At 49.6% G+C, this 16,210-nt stretch carries 11 protein-coding genes; 6 read left to right on the top strand and 5 right to left on the bottom strand.

The features are described from left to right. Positions 1-55: 55 nt before the first annotated feature. Complete coding sequence (locus VM802_RS11890; protein WP_325530653.1) at positions 56-1,783, top strand: DUF885 family protein; 1,728 nt, start codon at positions 56-58, stop codon at positions 1,781-1,783. A 69-nt stretch (positions 1,784-1,852) separates the two neighbouring features. On the opposite strand, the gene VM802_RS11885 is transcribed toward VM802_RS11890, so the two are convergent. Next, positions 1,853-2,170 (bottom strand): hypothetical protein, encoded by a 318-nt coding sequence (locus tag VM802_RS11885; protein ID WP_325530651.1) that lies wholly within the window; start codon positions 2,168-2,170, stop codon positions 1,853-1,855. A 215-nt stretch (positions 2,171-2,385) separates the two neighbouring features. On the opposite strand from VM802_RS11885, the gene VM802_RS11880 reads away from it, so the two are divergent. From VM802_RS11880 to VM802_RS11860, 5 genes are all read left to right on the top strand, one after another. Continuing rightward, positions 2,386-2,976 (top strand): RNA polymerase sigma-70 factor, encoded by a 591-nt coding sequence (locus tag VM802_RS11880; RefSeq protein WP_325530649.1) that lies wholly within the window; start codon positions 2,386-2,388, stop codon positions 2,974-2,976. Between the two features lie 61 nt (positions 2,977-3,037). Next, positions 3,038-4,105, top strand: coding sequence for a FecR family protein (locus VM802_RS11875; protein ID WP_325530647.1), 1,068 nt, complete (start codon positions 3,038-3,040; stop codon positions 4,103-4,105). Between the two features lie 254 nt (positions 4,106-4,359). Beyond that, positions 4,360-7,821, top strand: coding sequence for a TonB-dependent receptor (locus tag VM802_RS11870; RefSeq protein ID WP_325530645.1), 3,462 nt, complete (start codon positions 4,360-4,362; stop codon positions 7,819-7,821). Positions 7,822-7,852: 31 nt separating this feature from the next. Next, on the top strand, positions 7,853-9,652 hold the full coding sequence (locus VM802_RS11865; RefSeq protein ID WP_325530643.1) for a RagB/SusD family nutrient uptake outer membrane protein: 1,800 nt from the start codon (positions 7,853-7,855) through the stop codon (positions 9,650-9,652). A gap of 1 nt (position 9,653) precedes the next feature. Continuing rightward, the gene (locus VM802_RS11860; protein WP_325530641.1) at positions 9,654-10,550 is read left to right on the top strand and encodes a metallophosphoesterase family protein; all 897 of its coding nucleotides are present in this window, start codon (positions 9,654-9,656) and stop codon (positions 10,548-10,550) included. Positions 10,551-10,591: 41 nt separating this feature from the next. Here VM802_RS11860 and VM802_RS11855 read toward each other — a convergent pair whose 3' ends face one another. The 4 genes from VM802_RS11855 to VM802_RS11840 all read right to left on the bottom strand — a co-directional run. Continuing rightward, positions 10,592-12,757: a c-type cytochrome domain-containing protein gene (locus tag VM802_RS11855; RefSeq protein WP_325530639.1), complete on the bottom strand. Its 2,166-nt coding sequence runs from the start codon at positions 12,755-12,757 to the stop codon at positions 10,592-10,594. Further along, positions 12,757-13,782 (bottom strand): NHL repeat-containing protein, encoded by a 1,026-nt coding sequence (locus VM802_RS11850; protein ID WP_325530637.1) that lies wholly within the window; start codon positions 13,780-13,782, stop codon positions 12,757-12,759. The genes VM802_RS11855 and VM802_RS11850 overlap by 1 nt, the downstream gene beginning before the upstream one ends. 12 nt (positions 13,783-13,794) lie before the next feature. Continuing rightward, positions 13,795-15,249 (bottom strand): DUF1501 domain-containing protein, encoded by a 1,455-nt coding sequence (locus tag VM802_RS11845; protein ID WP_325530635.1) that lies wholly within the window; start codon positions 15,247-15,249, stop codon positions 13,795-13,797. 51 nt (positions 15,250-15,300) lie between these two features. Further along, positions 15,301-16,210, bottom strand: a 910-nt coding sequence (locus VM802_RS11840; RefSeq protein ID WP_325530633.1) for a DUF1553 domain-containing protein, incomplete at its 5' end; no start/stop codon positions are given.

Below are 16,210 nucleotides of genomic sequence, written 5' to 3'. Positions count from 1 at the left end.
ACTGTTTAAAAACAGACCGCTGCTATTACTATTTTTAAGGAAATAGTAATGTTTCATGTTCACACTAAAGAAAATACTACCTGTAATCCTGTGCCTGGTAATGCAACAGGCGGTGGTATCTGCACAATCATCCGATAAAGACCTGTACCAGCAAACGAGTGAAGTCAACAATATCATGGTGCAGTATGATGCAGACGCCGGCAGTTTATACCGCTTTTATTTTGTGGATAGTTCGCCAGAGCGCACGGCCAGATTCATAGCACTCATCAAAGGCTACCAGCAGCGGCTGCAACAATTGAATTATCAGCAGCTGAATGTTGGCGCACAGGTGGATTATGTACTCTTCAAAGACCGCTTGGAGAATGAGATGGAGCAGCTGGCTGCCGTTCAGCAGGAGTATGGGCAGGTGAAGAAATGGTTTCCATTTGCGGACACGATCTATACAACAGAACATCACCGCCGCCGTGGTGAAAAGCCCGATGCACCGGCACTGGCTGCCCGCCTGAATACGATCTGCGGTGAAGTGCTGGCGAAGAAGGCTGCGCTGGAAAAGGACAGCAGTCTTACGATTGAGCAGGCCCGCCGTGGGATGTCCGTGATTAAAGGGCTGCGGGCTGCATTGCATAGCGTCAATGAGTTTTATAATGGTTACGATCCGCTTTATTCCTGGTGGGTGCCCACGCCTGCAAAGCAGCTGGACAGCCTCCTGGATACCTATAGCAAAGTGTTTGCCGGCAAGGGTAAGAACAGCCGCGGAAAAGAGGATGGCAGCGGCATCATTGGGTATCCTATCGGAAAAGCAGGGCTGGAGAAAGATCTCCGGCATGCCATAATCCCCTATACACCGGAGGAGCTGGTTGCCATCGCGAATAAAGAATTTGCCTGGTGTGATGCAGAAATGGAGAAAGCTGCAAGAGAAATGGGTTTCGGCGCCGACTGGAAAGCTGCGCAGGAGAAGGTAAAGAATACCTATGTACCACCCGCAGACCAACCCACCGCGATGATGAAGCTCTACAATGAATCTGTGAGCTTTCTTAAACAACACGACCTGTTGACCATACCGCCCCTCGCCGAAGAAACCTGGCGCATGACCATGATGAGTCCGGAGCGTCAGCTGGTAAATCCTTTTTTCCTGGGAGGCGAGGAGTTTATTATATCGTACCCGGTAAACAGTATGAGTCATGCTGATAAAATGATGAGCATGCGCGGCAACAACCCTCATTTTTCCAGGGCTACCGTGCATCATGAACTCATTGCAGGACATGCCCTGCAGGAGTTCAGTATGAGCCGCAACAAAGCGTACCGCCACTTTGATACGCCTTTCTGGATGGAAGGATGGGCGCTCTACTGGGAACGCCTGCTCTGGGATATGGGCTTCCCGCAATCACCGGAAGACCGCATTGGTATGTTGTTCTGGCGTAAACACCGTTGCGCGCGCATCATCTTCTCTATTAACTACCATACTGGTAAATGGACGCCGCAGCAATGTATTGATTTTCTCGTAGAGCGTGTAGGGCATGAACGCGCCAATGCGGAAGGAGAGGTGCGCCGCTCTTTCGCCGGTGGTTACAGTCCGCTTTATCAGATTGCGTACATGATTGGCAGTCTTCAGTTTGAAGCGTTGAGGAAAGAATTAGTAGATAGTGGTAAGATGTCTTACAAACAATATCACGATGCCGTGCTGAGGGAGAACATGATACCGGTGGAAATGCTCCGGTACATATTACTGAATAAGCCCGTGCCGGCTGACTTTAAAACAAACTGGAGATTTTATAAATTGTAAAAATTATACAGGGGCGCTGTTATGCGTCCCTGTATAGCCAGAAGAATGTATCCATTGGGGATCTGGCATTCAAAGTATCACATCCATCCATCCTGAAGTTATTGTGCCAAATGCGCTACCATCCTCAAAAAAAAATGCAAAATATTCATCGCCAATATTTGCATTAAAAATTGCGAAGCCGTTATTTACCCAAATTCCAGGGCCTCCGTTTATGGATATATATCCGTATTGAGGTCTGCCGCCACCTGTGTGGTGGAAAAAGATCGTAATGCCTTGTGTAGCACGTTTAGTTTTTGTCACACTTATCGTTTTGGTTGCTTTTGTAGGTACGCCGCTGAAAAGCACGAATAGTGGCACCAGGAAAATGGCCATTAGTTTTGGTTTCATAAAAAAGAGTTTAAAAAGTGATGGATAGCCGGAATGAGCCGTTTGGTCTGTATCTTGCCTGTAGCGCTGGTGGCCGCAGCAATGGATCTGCGTTCCTGTCTTTTTTGCTATTGTTAGATTAATTTTATTACTTTTAACTGTAAGTATGAACGCACAACCAAAATCGTAACACATCGTTAATAACAGGCATTCCTTGATTTATATATTTTTGTGCAATGAGGAACAATGAGCAGATTAGATCTCTTTTTGAAAGGGTCTGCCAGGATGATATGCGGGCATACAATGAGCTGTATCTCGCGCTGTGTAAACAGTTGCTTCACTTTTCCGCGGCTATCGTTTCCTCATTCCATCTTGCGGAGGAAGTAGTTTCTGATGTATTTATAATGATCTGGCAAAAGCGTCATCAGCTGGCGCATGTGCAGAATCCCGCCGTATACCTGTATGTGGCTACCAAAAATTATTCACTGAACACCTTGCAGCAGCAGAAGCGGCACCTCCATGCCAGCCTGGAACTGCTGGATACTTCTGCCTTACTGATAGCACCGGATGCTGAAAGCGGCATGATCTCCGCAGAGGTGTCACAGAAAATAGAGGCGGCTATCCGCAGCCTGCCTGCCCGCTGTCAGCTGATCTTCCGGCTGGTAAAGCACGATCAGCTCAGCTACCGGGAGGTGGCTGAGTTGCTGAATATTTCTCCGAAAACTGTGGATGCACAGCTTACCATCGCTGTGAAGAAAGTGACCCAGGCTGTACGCTTTGATCTCTCCGGTGAACTGGCCCAATCCTACCTGCATCTCGACTCATAAAAAAATTTTAAAAACCCTTAGGGAATTGTTGACACCACTATTGTCCTATTAATATCAGCGTATGGACCAGGAAAGATTGTATCACCTGTTGGCCAGGGAAATTGCCAATGAATTGACTCATGCCGAGACGGAAGAACTGCAGCAGCTGTTGCAGCACCATCCGCATGCTTCTTATATAAGGGAGCTATTTACACGGCAGTGGGAGGAGGTGTCACAGCAGGAATACCCTCAACAAATGCTGGCGAAGCACTTGCAGCGTCTTGAGCAGGCAGCTGCTCCGGAAGAGGAGGCAGAAGAACCTGTTGCAACATCCGGCCGCCGGCTATGGTTGCGCATCGTGGCGGCAGCTGCAAGCCTGGCGATCATTGCCGTGGTGGGCTGGAAGTTGTTATACCGTCCGGCCACGGCGCCGCCACCGCAGGAGCAGCTGGTCACTACAAAGGGCACCCGCTCAAAACTGGTATTGCCTGACGGCACCCGCGTATGGCTCAATGCAGGCAGCAAACTGGATTACCCCAAAACATTTGCCGTTGATCAGCAGCGTATTGTGCGACTCGAAGGAGAAGCGTTCTTTGATGTAACTACAGATGCTGCAAGACCATTCCGGGTACAGACAAGATCCTTTACTATATTGGTACTGGGTACCTCTTTTAATGTGAGGGCTTATCCGGAAGAGGATAGCGCCGTTACTTCACTGGTACAGGGCGCTGTACAGGTGCAGCTGGACAAAGCGGGTAAACAGCTGGTAGCGCTGCATCCCAATGAAAAACTCACGGTGCCTGCCAATCTGTTCGAACAATCTGAAGAACTGGTCAAGGAAAGCGATACAAAAAAATTACAGGTCCCTGTATACAAACAGCCACTTACACAGGTGCGCGACAGCGTATTGACGGAAACCGCCTGGGTAACGAATAAGCTGGCCTTTAAGCATCTTGAGCTGGAGAAAGTAACTGCTATGCTGGAACAATGGTATGGTGTGGAAATAGGCTTCCGCAATGAACAAAGAAAACAATTGTATTTCACCGGCGTGTTCGACACCGGGAATGTGGATAATGTGCTGGAGGCGCTCGCCTCCACCAATTCATTTACTTATATAAAGGATGCAAACGGAAAAATCTGGATCGAGTAGGCAAACGCTTAAATCAATGTAAAACGAATACTATGGCTTAATTCAACTAAAGAGAAATTATCTGTCACGTTTCTTTAACGGATAAAAAAACGGGAAATGTTCGCACCATTCCCCGTGTAATTATCGGTTAACAGCTTCGTATTGTCATTTGCGCAACAATCCAATTAATTAACCAACAAAACAAAAGTATGAAAAAAAACACAGTGGACAATTGTGTCCCACTGCGGCGGGGACTGTATAAACTGTTAATTTTTATGAAGTTTTTTACGCTGCTCGTAACGGTTGTGTGCCTGCATGTAAGCGCCAGTGTGCGTTCTCAGTCAAAGGTCACGCTGAAACTCTCTCAGGTGCAGTTGGAGAAAGCGCTTGCGGTGCTGGAAAAAAACAGCAGTTATCGTTTTGTGTACAACGATGATAACCTGCCGCTGCATCAGAAGGTATCGGTCAATGCGAACGATCTTACGGTCGACAAAGTGCTGGAACAATTGCTGAACAACACTTCCCTGCGTTACCGCATGATGCCCGGCAATATCATTGTGATTGCGCCAGCGGCTTTGGTAAGTAAGGATGTGACGGTGAAAGGAACAGTAATCAATCCTGCTGGCGAAGCGCTGCCGGGTGTTACTGTGCGATTGAAAAATACGGCTATCGGCGTTACTTCCGATGTAAAGGGCGGCTTTGAACTGAAGGTGCCTGAAAACGCGGTGCTGGTACTAACCTATGTTGGTTTTGATCAGCAGGAAGTGTCATTGAACGGACGTGATCATATCACTGTAACAATGGAGCCGTCCAGAAACTCCATGGAAGAAGTGATTGTGGTGGGATACGGTACGCAGAAAAAAATTAATGTGACCGGCGCCATAGACCAGATCTCGGGCAAGCAACTTGCAGAAAGGCCAATCGCCAATATTACACAGGGTTTGCAAGGCCTCAGTGCGGGTCTTAATATTACGTTTAAAGGCGGCGCACCCGGACAGGTACCCAAAATCAATATCCGTGGCTTTACTTCTATTAACGATAACACCAATGCGCCACTGATCCTGATAGATGGTATCACTGCGGCTGCAGACGATCTGTTACGTCTCAACCCGGCAGACGTCGCGTCTATTTCCGTATTGCGCGATGCTGCTTCCGCAGCCATTTATGGCGCACGCGCCGCTTTCGGTGTGTTGCTGATCACCACCAAATCAGGTGTTCCTGGCGGCAGGCAGAGTGTGAGCTACAGTAACTACTTCGCAAAGTCGAAGCGGACGGTACTCCCGGAACCGGTTACAGATCCTTACATCTATTCACGTGTGCTGGAAACAGCTACTGATAATACCCCCTGGGATTATGTCAACTACTCTGATGAATATTATAAATGGGCGAAAGAAAGATCTGAAAACCCATCACTGCCTGATACACGCCTCGATCCCAGTGATCCTTCCAAATGGGCATATATGGGCAGCAACAACTGGAATGATTACTTCTTCAGTAAATCCAACTTCTCCCAGTATCACAGTATCTCCCTGAGTGGCTCTGCTGAAACGGCGAAGAAGATGCCCATATCTTATCTGCTTTCCGCAGACTACACCAACGAGAATGGACTCAACAGGCTGACAAAAGACACCTGGGATCGCTATGGCCTCCGCAACAAAGTGAACATAAAACCACTCAGCTGGCTGCAGGTAGATAATAACCTCAATATTTACCAGCTAAAGGCAGATGCGCCTACAAATAACATCACAGATGTATATTATCTGCAACCTACCCAGGTAGCAGTGAATCCCGACGGTACCTGGGCCAATACAGGCGCCGGCCGTCTTGCGGCAAAACTGGTGGATGGCGGACGTAACATACAAACACGCTTCGGCTTCCAGGATGTGATCAGGGGAGTAGCCTCTTTCCTGGACAATGACCTGCAGATCACCGGTGATGCAAGTTTCAAGCGCGAGTTATGGAAATATCATACGGATTCCAAGAAATACAAAATCGGCTATGGTCCTAAAGATATACGTGAAGAAGGTGGTACCGGCTCCGTTACAGAAAACAACGGTACCGTTTCACATGATGTATTTGACCTGTACGCCAATTATCATAAAACACTGGGCCATGATCATAAAGTGTCACTGCTGGCCGGCTTTAACCAGGAAAGCTACGAATGGAGTCTCGTGAATGTAGCCCGGAAAGGAATTATTTCTTCTTCCCTCCCTTACATTGCATTGACGAATGGCGATGCTACTGCCGGCGCCACCTACCAGTCGTACGCGATCCGCAGCTTCTTTGGCAGGATCAACTACACCTTCAAAGACCGTTATATCATTGAAGGAAACGGCCGTTATGATGGTTCTTCCAGGTTCCCTTCTACTAACCGCTGGGGTTTCTTCCCGTCTGTTTCTGCTGCGTGGATAGCCAGCGAAGAGAGCTTCATGAAAGGTCTCTCGCATCAGTTGTCTACCCTCAAGTTCAGGGCTTCCTATGGTAGCCTCGGCAACCAGAACGTAGATTATTTCGGCTACCTGCAGGCCATCAAAACACCGGCTTCCGGTTACCTCATTGGCGGCAATGCCAACCAGACCATTGCAGCAGGTGCTCCGGCGCTGTCTGTAGATCCGTCTTCTTACACCTGGGAAAAAGTGGTCACCTCCAATATCGGTACAGACATCGGCCTTTTCGATAATCACCTGATGGCTACCTTCGATTACTATGTGCGCAACACCAAAGGCATGCTCACCAAAGGAGTGGAGTTGCCTGCAGTACTGGGTACTACACCACCCCAGCAGAACGCTGCCGACCTTTCCACACGAGGATGGGAGCTTACTGTTGCCTACCGCAATACAGTGAATGTGAGCAATGATCCGCTAAGCTTCGGGATTAAAGTGCTGCTGTCTGACGACAAAACCAGCATCACCCGTTTCAGGAACGACCAGCAGCTGCTCAGCAGCTACCGCGAAGGCCAGACACTCGGAGAGATCTGGGGGCTTACCAACGACGGTATGTTCCAGAATAAAGATGAGATCAAAGCGCTGGACGAAAGCGCTATCATTCCCTGGGGCGCACTCTCCATCATTCCGGGATGGCCTAAGTACAAAGATCTCAATGGTGATGGCAAGATTGAACGTGGTTCCACTGCTAAAGATCCGAAAGACCTCAGCGTTATCGGTAACAGTAATCCGCGCTATCGCTTCGGTGTGAATCTCGATGCAAGCTGGAAAGGATTTGATGTTTCCATGTTCCTGCAAGGGGTTATTAAAATGGATTTCTATCCGCACCATTACCTCTTCTGGGGCCCTTATCAGCAACCATATGCCAACATTTATCCCTGGAACCTCGACTTCTACCGCGGTAAAGCAGACGATGCAGCATTGCGTGCGCAGCACTCAAAATCATACATCGATGCCGGACTGGCAGATGCCAACCCCAACTCCTATTTCCCGGTATTGCAGTCATGGCTGGCGGATAACAACTACGGTGCTGGCCTGGATATTCCACAATCCAGATACCTGCTGAATGCGGCTTATCTCCGTATAAAGAACATTACGATAGGGTATACGCTGCCGCAATCACTCACCAAACGTTACCGCATTGCACGTTTACGGGTATTCGTTTCCGGTGAGAATGTATTCGAGTTCTCTGCCATCAAGAAATACCTGGACCCGGAGTCTATCACAGATGGCTATGGATGGGCGTATCCCTACCAGCGTAAATATGCAGTGGGACTGAATCTTGACCTGTAATAGTGATGTGGTGAACATTTAAAAAAGTAACATGAAAAAACTTTCCATCTTTATCATAGCCGGTGTAATAATTGCCGGTACGTCGTGTAAGAAATCTTTCCTCGACAGGTATCCGCAGGATGCCATCTCCCCGCAGCTGTTTTTTAAATCAGAAGAAGACCTGGCGCTGTATGTGAACGGCCTGCTTGTTCTGCCTGGTACAGACATCTACTATGGTGATCAGAGCAGCGACAATATGGCTACTACCGCCGCCGTCGAAGTAAAAGGAGTGATGACCGGCAGTCCTTCGTCCCAGACGCTTACCGGCGGGTGGGACTGGGGCCGCCTTCGTAATATCAATTACTTCCTCGACAACTACAACAAGGCAGACGTAACGCAGGACGTAAAGGATCATTATGTGGGTATGGCGAGATATTACCGCGCACTGTTTTATTTCGGCATGGTCAAACGTTACTCCGATGTGCCCTGGTACGGACGTACCATGAATCCTTCAGATACAGTCATGCTTTATAAGGCGCGTGATCCGCGCGCGCTCGTTGTAGACAGCATCATGGCTGATCTGAGCTTTGCCGCTTCGCATATCCGCAGCAGCGTGCCTGCCGGTACCCCGAATGTATGGGCTGCCAAAGCATTGTTTGCACGTATTGCGCTGTATGAAGCCACATTCCGTAAATATCATCCGGAACTTAACCTGCAAGCCACGGCGGGCCGCTTCCTCGATTCGGCCGTAAAGGTGACACAGGATATTATGAGCAATGGTGGCTTCAATGTTTACAACACCGGCAAGCCTGACCAGGATTATGGAGCACTGTTCAACAGCCAGGACCTGATGTCAAACAAAGAAGTGATACTTGCACGTCCTTTTGATGCCAGTAAATCTGTGAGCAGCGGCGGAACAGGAACGGTGTTCGGCGATTATGAGCAGTCGCCTGCCCGTGACCTGGTGCAATCTTACCTGATGGATGACGGCACACGATTTTCAGATGTACCGGGATATGCACAGCTGCAGTTTGTGCAGGAATTCCTGCACCGCGACCGCCGTCTGGCGCAAACGCTTGCCTCGCCCGGGTTTGTAAGAGCGGGGGATACCAAACCGTATATCCAGCGTCTGAATAAGAACTTCTCCGGTTATCACCAGGTAAAAGGGCTTACCAACACAACTGATAATATACTGGCAGGAAGTGTGGATGTTCCCGTATACCGTTATGCAGAAACATTGCTGATCTATGCAGAAGCTAAAGCAGAGCAGGAGAGCCTTACGCAGGCTGACCTGGACAAATCAGTGAACCTGCTGCGCGCACGTGTACAGATGCCGCCGATGAATCTTGCGATGGTGAACAGCAACACAGATCCCATACTGGGTACTATGTATCCGGGTGTGACGGGCGCCATGAAGGGCGCTATCCTGGAGATACGCCGTGAACGGAGAGTAGAACTGGCTATGGAAGGTTTCCGCTATGATGATCTTATGAGATGGCGTGCAGGCGCCCTGTTGGCGCAGTCGCCTGAAGGCATGTATTTCCCGGGCCTCGGTAAGTATGACCTGACCGGTGATGCGATCCCGGATATTATCCTGGTAGATAAAAGCGCGGAGATCCCGACAGACGATAAGAAAGAGAAGAATGCATTAGGTGTGAACCTGATCTATTACAAGGCGGGCAGCTTTGGAGATAACGTTACCGTTTATATGAAAAACGGAACTGCGGGCGGGCCTTTGGTTACGGAAGTTACTCCACGTAAATTCCTGGAACCGAAATATTATTACCGTCCGGTTCCTTACACACAGCTCGTATTGAATCCGAATCTGAAACAAATATTTGATTGGCAGTAATATGAACAGAAGAGAAATTATCAGAGGCGGAGGCCTCCTGGCGGCAGCATCGTTGCTGTCGCCAGCTGTAAAAGCCGCAGCGCCGGCCAATAAGCGTAAGCCGGTACTGACGGTTGCGCATATAACGGATGTGCATATACGTCCTGATGAAGGCGCGCCTGAGCGGTTTAAAAAATGCCTTGCAGCGGTTAAAAAGCATGGCGTGGATTTCATGCTCAATGGCGGCGATTCTATCTTCGACGCTTCGTATGACGACGTAAAGCGGGAACGCGTTACTGAGTTGTGGGGCATATGGGATCGTTGTATGGAAGTCATCAAGCCCTTTGAAGTATATAGCTGTCTCGGTAACCACGACATGTGGTGGAAAGCGCCTTCAAAGGAAGATGAGATGTACGGGAAACCATATGTGGTAAAGCGCCTGAATATTCCGGCACGCTATTACAGCTTCACCAAAAAAGGCTGGCACTTCGTGATACTGGATGGCAACAATGATAACACCTCGCTGGATGATGAGCAATACAAATGGCTGGAAAACGACCTGCAACAGCTGGCGCCTGATACGCCTGTATTACTGATGTCGCATTATCCCATCCTCGGCGTAACGCCTTCCCTTGTGGGCGGCGGGCATGGGGATCATGTAAAGCTCAAGAACCTCTTCTACAAGCATAAGGATAAAGTGAGAATATGCCTCAGCGGCCATAACCACCTTGCTGATAACGCAGTGTATAATGGTATCAGGTATTGCTGCAACGGCGCGATGTCTGGATTCTGGTGGGGGAAGGGCGACAAAGATTCTGCAGGCCCGGGTTACTATTACGAAACGCCGCCGGGTTACGCGATCCTGCGGTTATATGAAGACGGGCAGGTGGAAAATGAATACATCCCTCACGGGTATTAAAAAAAGCGGCAGGAACTCCTGCCGCTTTTTTAGTACAATTGTTAGTTGAACATCACTTCATCCACGAATACCCAACCGTGATTTCCCTTGCCTGGATGCCACGGCGGCAGGCTCGCAACAGGTGTCAGTACAATTTTCATACAGGACACCTGCACCGGCGCAAAGCTGCAATCAAAAGTGATGGCCGCATTGGGATCATCCTTTTTTCCTTGTTCAGGAACCATTCTTTTCAGTAGTCTGAGATGCTGTTTATCAGGCCCTCCCCATACTTCAATTTTTTGCGGAGGGAAAATATGCGCACCAATATTTCTGAAAGTATTGATGGAGACGGACTTTACAGGCACCGTCCGGAGGAATACCAACTCCGCTTCCAATGCCTTTTTTGAGTAACCAAGCCATTTACCATTGTTATAATCCATCCCGCCTTTCTGTTCATCGGTTAATGTTTTAGGGCCGTTACCAGCATATGCGCCGTCAGGTTGATTGAGTAATACAACGCTGTCAGGTGTGTAGGTGGTTTTACTGAAAGAAAACTGTACGGGATCGCTTGCATTCCAGCCCTGCTTGCAGGCTATTGCGCGGATGGTGGTATTGCCGGTGAGCAGGAGACTGTCCTTAAATACCGGTGAGTGTATACTATCAGGAATGGAGCCGTCTGTAGTGTAACGTATCTCCACGCCCTTTATGGAGTGTTTCAGTAGCAGTTGCATGCTACTTCTGAATACGGCGGTAGTATTGAGTAGCACCGGCTGGCTGAGCTTCAGTTGCTCTTTGTTATCACTGATAAAACCCTTTACCAGTGTTACATGGCTGAAGGATTTTTGCGCCTGCTGAAGATCACTCTCTGACAAAGAAGTATTCCATACATAAAGTTCTTTCAGTGCCGGCGCTGTTTTCAGGACAGCAAGGTGACTGAGGGAAACGGGTGTTCCCGACAAAGAAAGGCTTTGCAGGTGTGGTAACTTAGCCAATGCAGACAATGTCTTACCGGTAATATTGGTGAAGCTCAGGTTAAGCACGCGCAGTTGATGGAACTGCGATAGTACTTCCAGGTCAGCGTCGGCCACGGGCATCTTTTGCAGATGCATTTCTATCAACTGTTCTTTAACAGGTAGTAATTCACGTACAGATGTTATGTTGAATTTATCCTTGTTATACCAGTTTGCCACGAGGGGCGCAGCATGCATGGCTATTGGATAGAGCACGCGGTAATTGTTACTCAGTTGCTGCACCAGTTTTTCATCAGCGGGGGAGAAGTCGTACACCGGCTCTTTGGCTTCCGATGGCTGTAACCGTGCACTTGCAAGCAGTCGCAGGCTATCGTGTGCCGGCAGCGCAGCTACCATCTTCTTCATATCTGCGCCTCCTTTGATCCAGTGATACAACAAGGCGGTTTCTTCATCAGTAAGCTGTGGTTTGCCAACGGGTGGCATATGTTTCTTGTCTTCCGCAGCAAGATGTATTCTTATCATCAGCAGACTGGCTACCGGGTTGCCCGCAATCAGCAGTTTGCCACTGCGGCCACCGGCCAGTAACTTATCTGGTTGCTCCATGGATAAGCCGCCTTTGGCTTTCCCTGCATTGTGACAGCTCATACATTTCTCCTGCAATATCGGCCTGATCACGTGTTCGTATACCAATGCTTTTTCCAGCGGAACTTCCGGCGCATGCGATGCCGGCATCACCGGCGCCAGCACAAAATTATCGCCATGTGTAATATCCGCGCCGAGGTGGCCGGTGACGAGCAGTAGCGCAGTGGCAACGACGGCGCCGGATTTCAGCAACCAGCGGCGATGAGAGCCGCTCAGCCAGTAACAGGCGGAGGCTGCCCATAATACAAGTATACCACCCCATTTATGCCAGAATAGTGCGCCGTTGGCGGCATAGCCTTCCTCCCTGTAAAGGAACAAACCCATTATAACGGTAACGGCTGCACTGAGTGCGCCAGCCAGCAGCAGTATGCCGGTAAGTTGTTCTTTCCATTTGTTGGCAGCAGGTTCACGCAGGCGGATAAACACCAGTAAGGTACTGATGATCATCAGCACAATCGGGAAGTGCAGCAGTAAAGGGTGCATACGCCCCGCCACCTGCAGCCAGGAGGGAACAATCACCCTGCTGCCGGCTACCAGCAGGAACAAAACAAAAATGTTGCAGGCAAACAACAGGTAACTACCCGTTTTTTGCCACAGATTCTGATTCATCTTCATTACACCCTCCTGAGTTTATACGGATAAACTTTACCGGAGCTCCATTGTGCTACATACAGATTTTCATCATTGTCTACACATACATCATGCGGATGAACGAAGATCTTCTCCGCCTGCCGCATGGGTTGCAGCTGATTGTTGACATACACGGGATCGGTACCGCCAATATTGGACACCACTTTATTGTCTTTGTCGAGGATGGTCACAAAGCCGCTGCCACTGAGGTTCATATCGGGTGATCTCAGTACGGCTGCATACAGGTGATCACCTTTTATCACCGGGCGGCACACGCAGGCGCCCGGCAGTGATATTACTTCCAGCAGCTGTCCGTCCATACTGAAGCGTTTGAAACAGTTACGGGTCCTGTCTGTAATCAGCAGGGTAGGAGCTCCTTTACGATGGTCTACACAGATACCGTGGGCATTGTCGAGATGCGCATTGCCTTCGCCGCGTCCGCCGAAAGTATTCAGCAGCTTGCCATTACGGTCGTAGTGCATGATATACTGCGCGCCATAACCATCAGCTATATAGAAGTCTCCGTTAGCTGCTACCGTCGTTTCTGTCGGCACAAATTCTTCTTTCTTTTTATAGACGCCGCTTTCAGCCGGGTAATCGATTGTCATAACAACCTTGCCGTCCATCGTGGTTTTATACACCTGGTGTTTATCTGTGTCTGTGATGAAGAGGAACTCTTCTCCGTTTTCATCAGCGAGCGTAAGGCCGTGTGCGCCGGGAAATTCATGCCCCCAGCTGCCCAGCAGTTTACCTGACTTGTTATATACGAGAATATTATTTTGCGTTTCGTTGGTGAGCAGGATGATGCGGCCTTTTTTATCCTGCACCATCTCATGACAATCTTTCACCGGAAACCGGCTGCTGTTGAGCGTCCCCCATTTTGTGTCGAGGGTATACCGCATGCCGTTGTGGCCATATACGGGCGATTTAGGACGGGCATAGAGATCACGCGAGATATAAAAGGATGCGGTGAATAACGTTGCCGCCTGTACGAATTTTCTTCTTTCCATAATATGTTTTTATCAGGCCATCAAGCCGGGTATTACTTTTCCTGCTACGTCTGTAAGCCGGTAGCGGCGGCCCTGGTGTTTAAAGGTCAGTTTCTCGTGGTCGAGTCCCATGAGGTGCAGTACGGTGGCATGAAAGTCGTGCACATGCACCGGATCTTTGGTGATGTTGTATCCGAATTCATCTGTCTCTCCATAGACAATACCGGGTTTTACACCGCCGCCGGCCATCCAGATGGAAAAGCAGCGGGGATGATGATCCCGGCCGTAGTTGTCTGCGGTCATCTTACCCTGGCAGTAGTTGGTACGGCCAAATTCGCCACCCCATATTACAAGCGTTTCGTCGAGGAGCCCGCGTTGCTTCAGATCTGTGATCAGTGCCGCGGAAGAGCGGTCTACATCTTTTGCCTGTTTGGCCATTTCATTGGGGAGGTTACCATGCTGATCCCATCCCTGGTGATAGAGTTGTATGAACCGTACGCCGCTTTCAGAAAGCTTTCTGGCCAGCAGGCAGTTAGAGGCGAAAGTACCTGGTGTCATACAATCGGGACCATAGAGTTTTATGATGTCATCTGGTTCCTTGGATAGATCCGTCAGCTCAGGTACGGCTGTCTGCATACGGTAAGCCATTTCATACTGCTGTATCTTGGTGGCAATCTCGGGATCTCCGAATTCTTTGTAAGACTTGTCGTTCAACGCCGCCAGCTGATCAAGCATCATGCGGCGGTTGGCAGTATCAATGCCGTCCGGGTTATTGAGATACAGTACCGGGTTATCCCCGCTGCTGAATTGTACGCCCTGATGGATGCTGTCAAGGAAACCGTTGGACCATAATTTGGAATACACGCCCTGCCCGTTGCCTTTACCACGCGACAGCAATACACAGAAAGCGGGCAGGTTTTTATTTTCACTGCCCAATCCATAGCTCAGCCAGGAGCCAAAGCTGGCACGGTTGCCCTGCTGTGCGCCTGTTTGAAAAAAGGTGAGTGCGGGATCGTGATTGATCGCTTCCGTGAACATCGATTTTACAATACATATATCGTCTACAATTCCCGCCGTATGAGGGAAAAGATCACTGATCCATGCACGGGCTTCTCCGTATTGTTTGAAATCGTAATGAGACCCCACCAGCGGAAAGGACGACTGCCCGGAGGTCATGCCGGTCAGGCGTTGTCCCATACGTATGGATGGCGGCAGTTCCTGACCCATCATCTCACGGAGTTTCGGTTTATAATCGAAACTCTCCAGCTGTGACGGCGCGCCGTTTTGAAACAGGTAAATGACCCGCTTTGCTTTCGGCGCAAAGTGAGGCATACCGGGCACGAATGGCGTTTCGCTTTCGCTGCTTTTCCCAAAGAGATCCGGTATCAGCAGTGAGCCCAGCGCTACGCTGCCTATGCCCAGACTCAGGCCCGACAGGAACTTACGGCGATTCATGTTCAGGTGTCGCTCTATAAATTCATTTTTCATTGTACATTTTTTAGAAAGATGACGATATGGGTGTATGCGCCGGTATCTTGATTATGTTTTGGATAATGTTTCTTCCAGATTATAGATGGTGGTGATCACCTGCATCATAGCAGCCCACGATGCCTGGTCGAGACCGTTGGCCATGGCGGATTCTCCGTGATGCAGCAATTTGGCGGCCTGGCCGGGTTGCTTTTTATAAAGCGCCTGTTGCTTCCCGTAGTACGCCGACAAGATACTGACCTCCTGCGGTTGTGGTGTGCGGCACACGATCATGCGAAAAGCCTGTTGAATGTTGGCGTCTGCATTACGGCCCTGTTGCAGGAGCCTGGAAGCCAGTACCCTGGAGGCTTCCAGCACAGTCGGATCATTCAGCATGGCAAGCGCCTGTAATGGTGTGTTGGTAACGGAGCGTTTTATTTCGCACTGATCCCGGTTGCTGGCATCAAATATCATCATCGACGGAGGAGGCACCGTTCTTTTAATGAATGTATAAAGTCCGCGGCGGTAAAGGCTTTCGCCATGATCCTGCCTGTAAATGGTAAGCTGGCCTCTGCCGGAAGTAGCCATTTCCCATAGGCCCGCCGGCTGGTAAGGTTTCACACTTGGTCCTCCAACCTTATGTACGAGCAACCCGCTGGTGGCCAGCACGAGGTCGCGTACCGTTTCTGCAGGAAGGCGGAATCGTGGCCCGCGGGAGAGGTAGATATTTTCAGGATCGGCTTGCAGCTTTTCTTTTGATGCCTGGGCGGATTGCCGGTAGGTGGCCGACATCACAAATTGCTTCATCAGCCGTTTGATATTCCATCCATGCTGCATAAAGTCTACCGCCAGCCAGTCGAGCAACTGCGGGTTGCTTGGCAGGTCGCCCTGCATACCGAAATCGCCGGTGCTCTTTACGATGCCCCTGCCAAAAACTTCCTGCCACAGCTGATTGACGAAGACGCGTGCCGTCAGTGGATTC

Origin of the sequence: Chitinophaga sp. (assembly GCF_035538455.1) — a bacterium.
GTDB lineage: Bacteria > Bacteroidota > Bacteroidia > Chitinophagales > Chitinophagaceae > Chitinophaga.
This window is presented reverse-complemented; position numbering and strand designations above follow the sequence as displayed.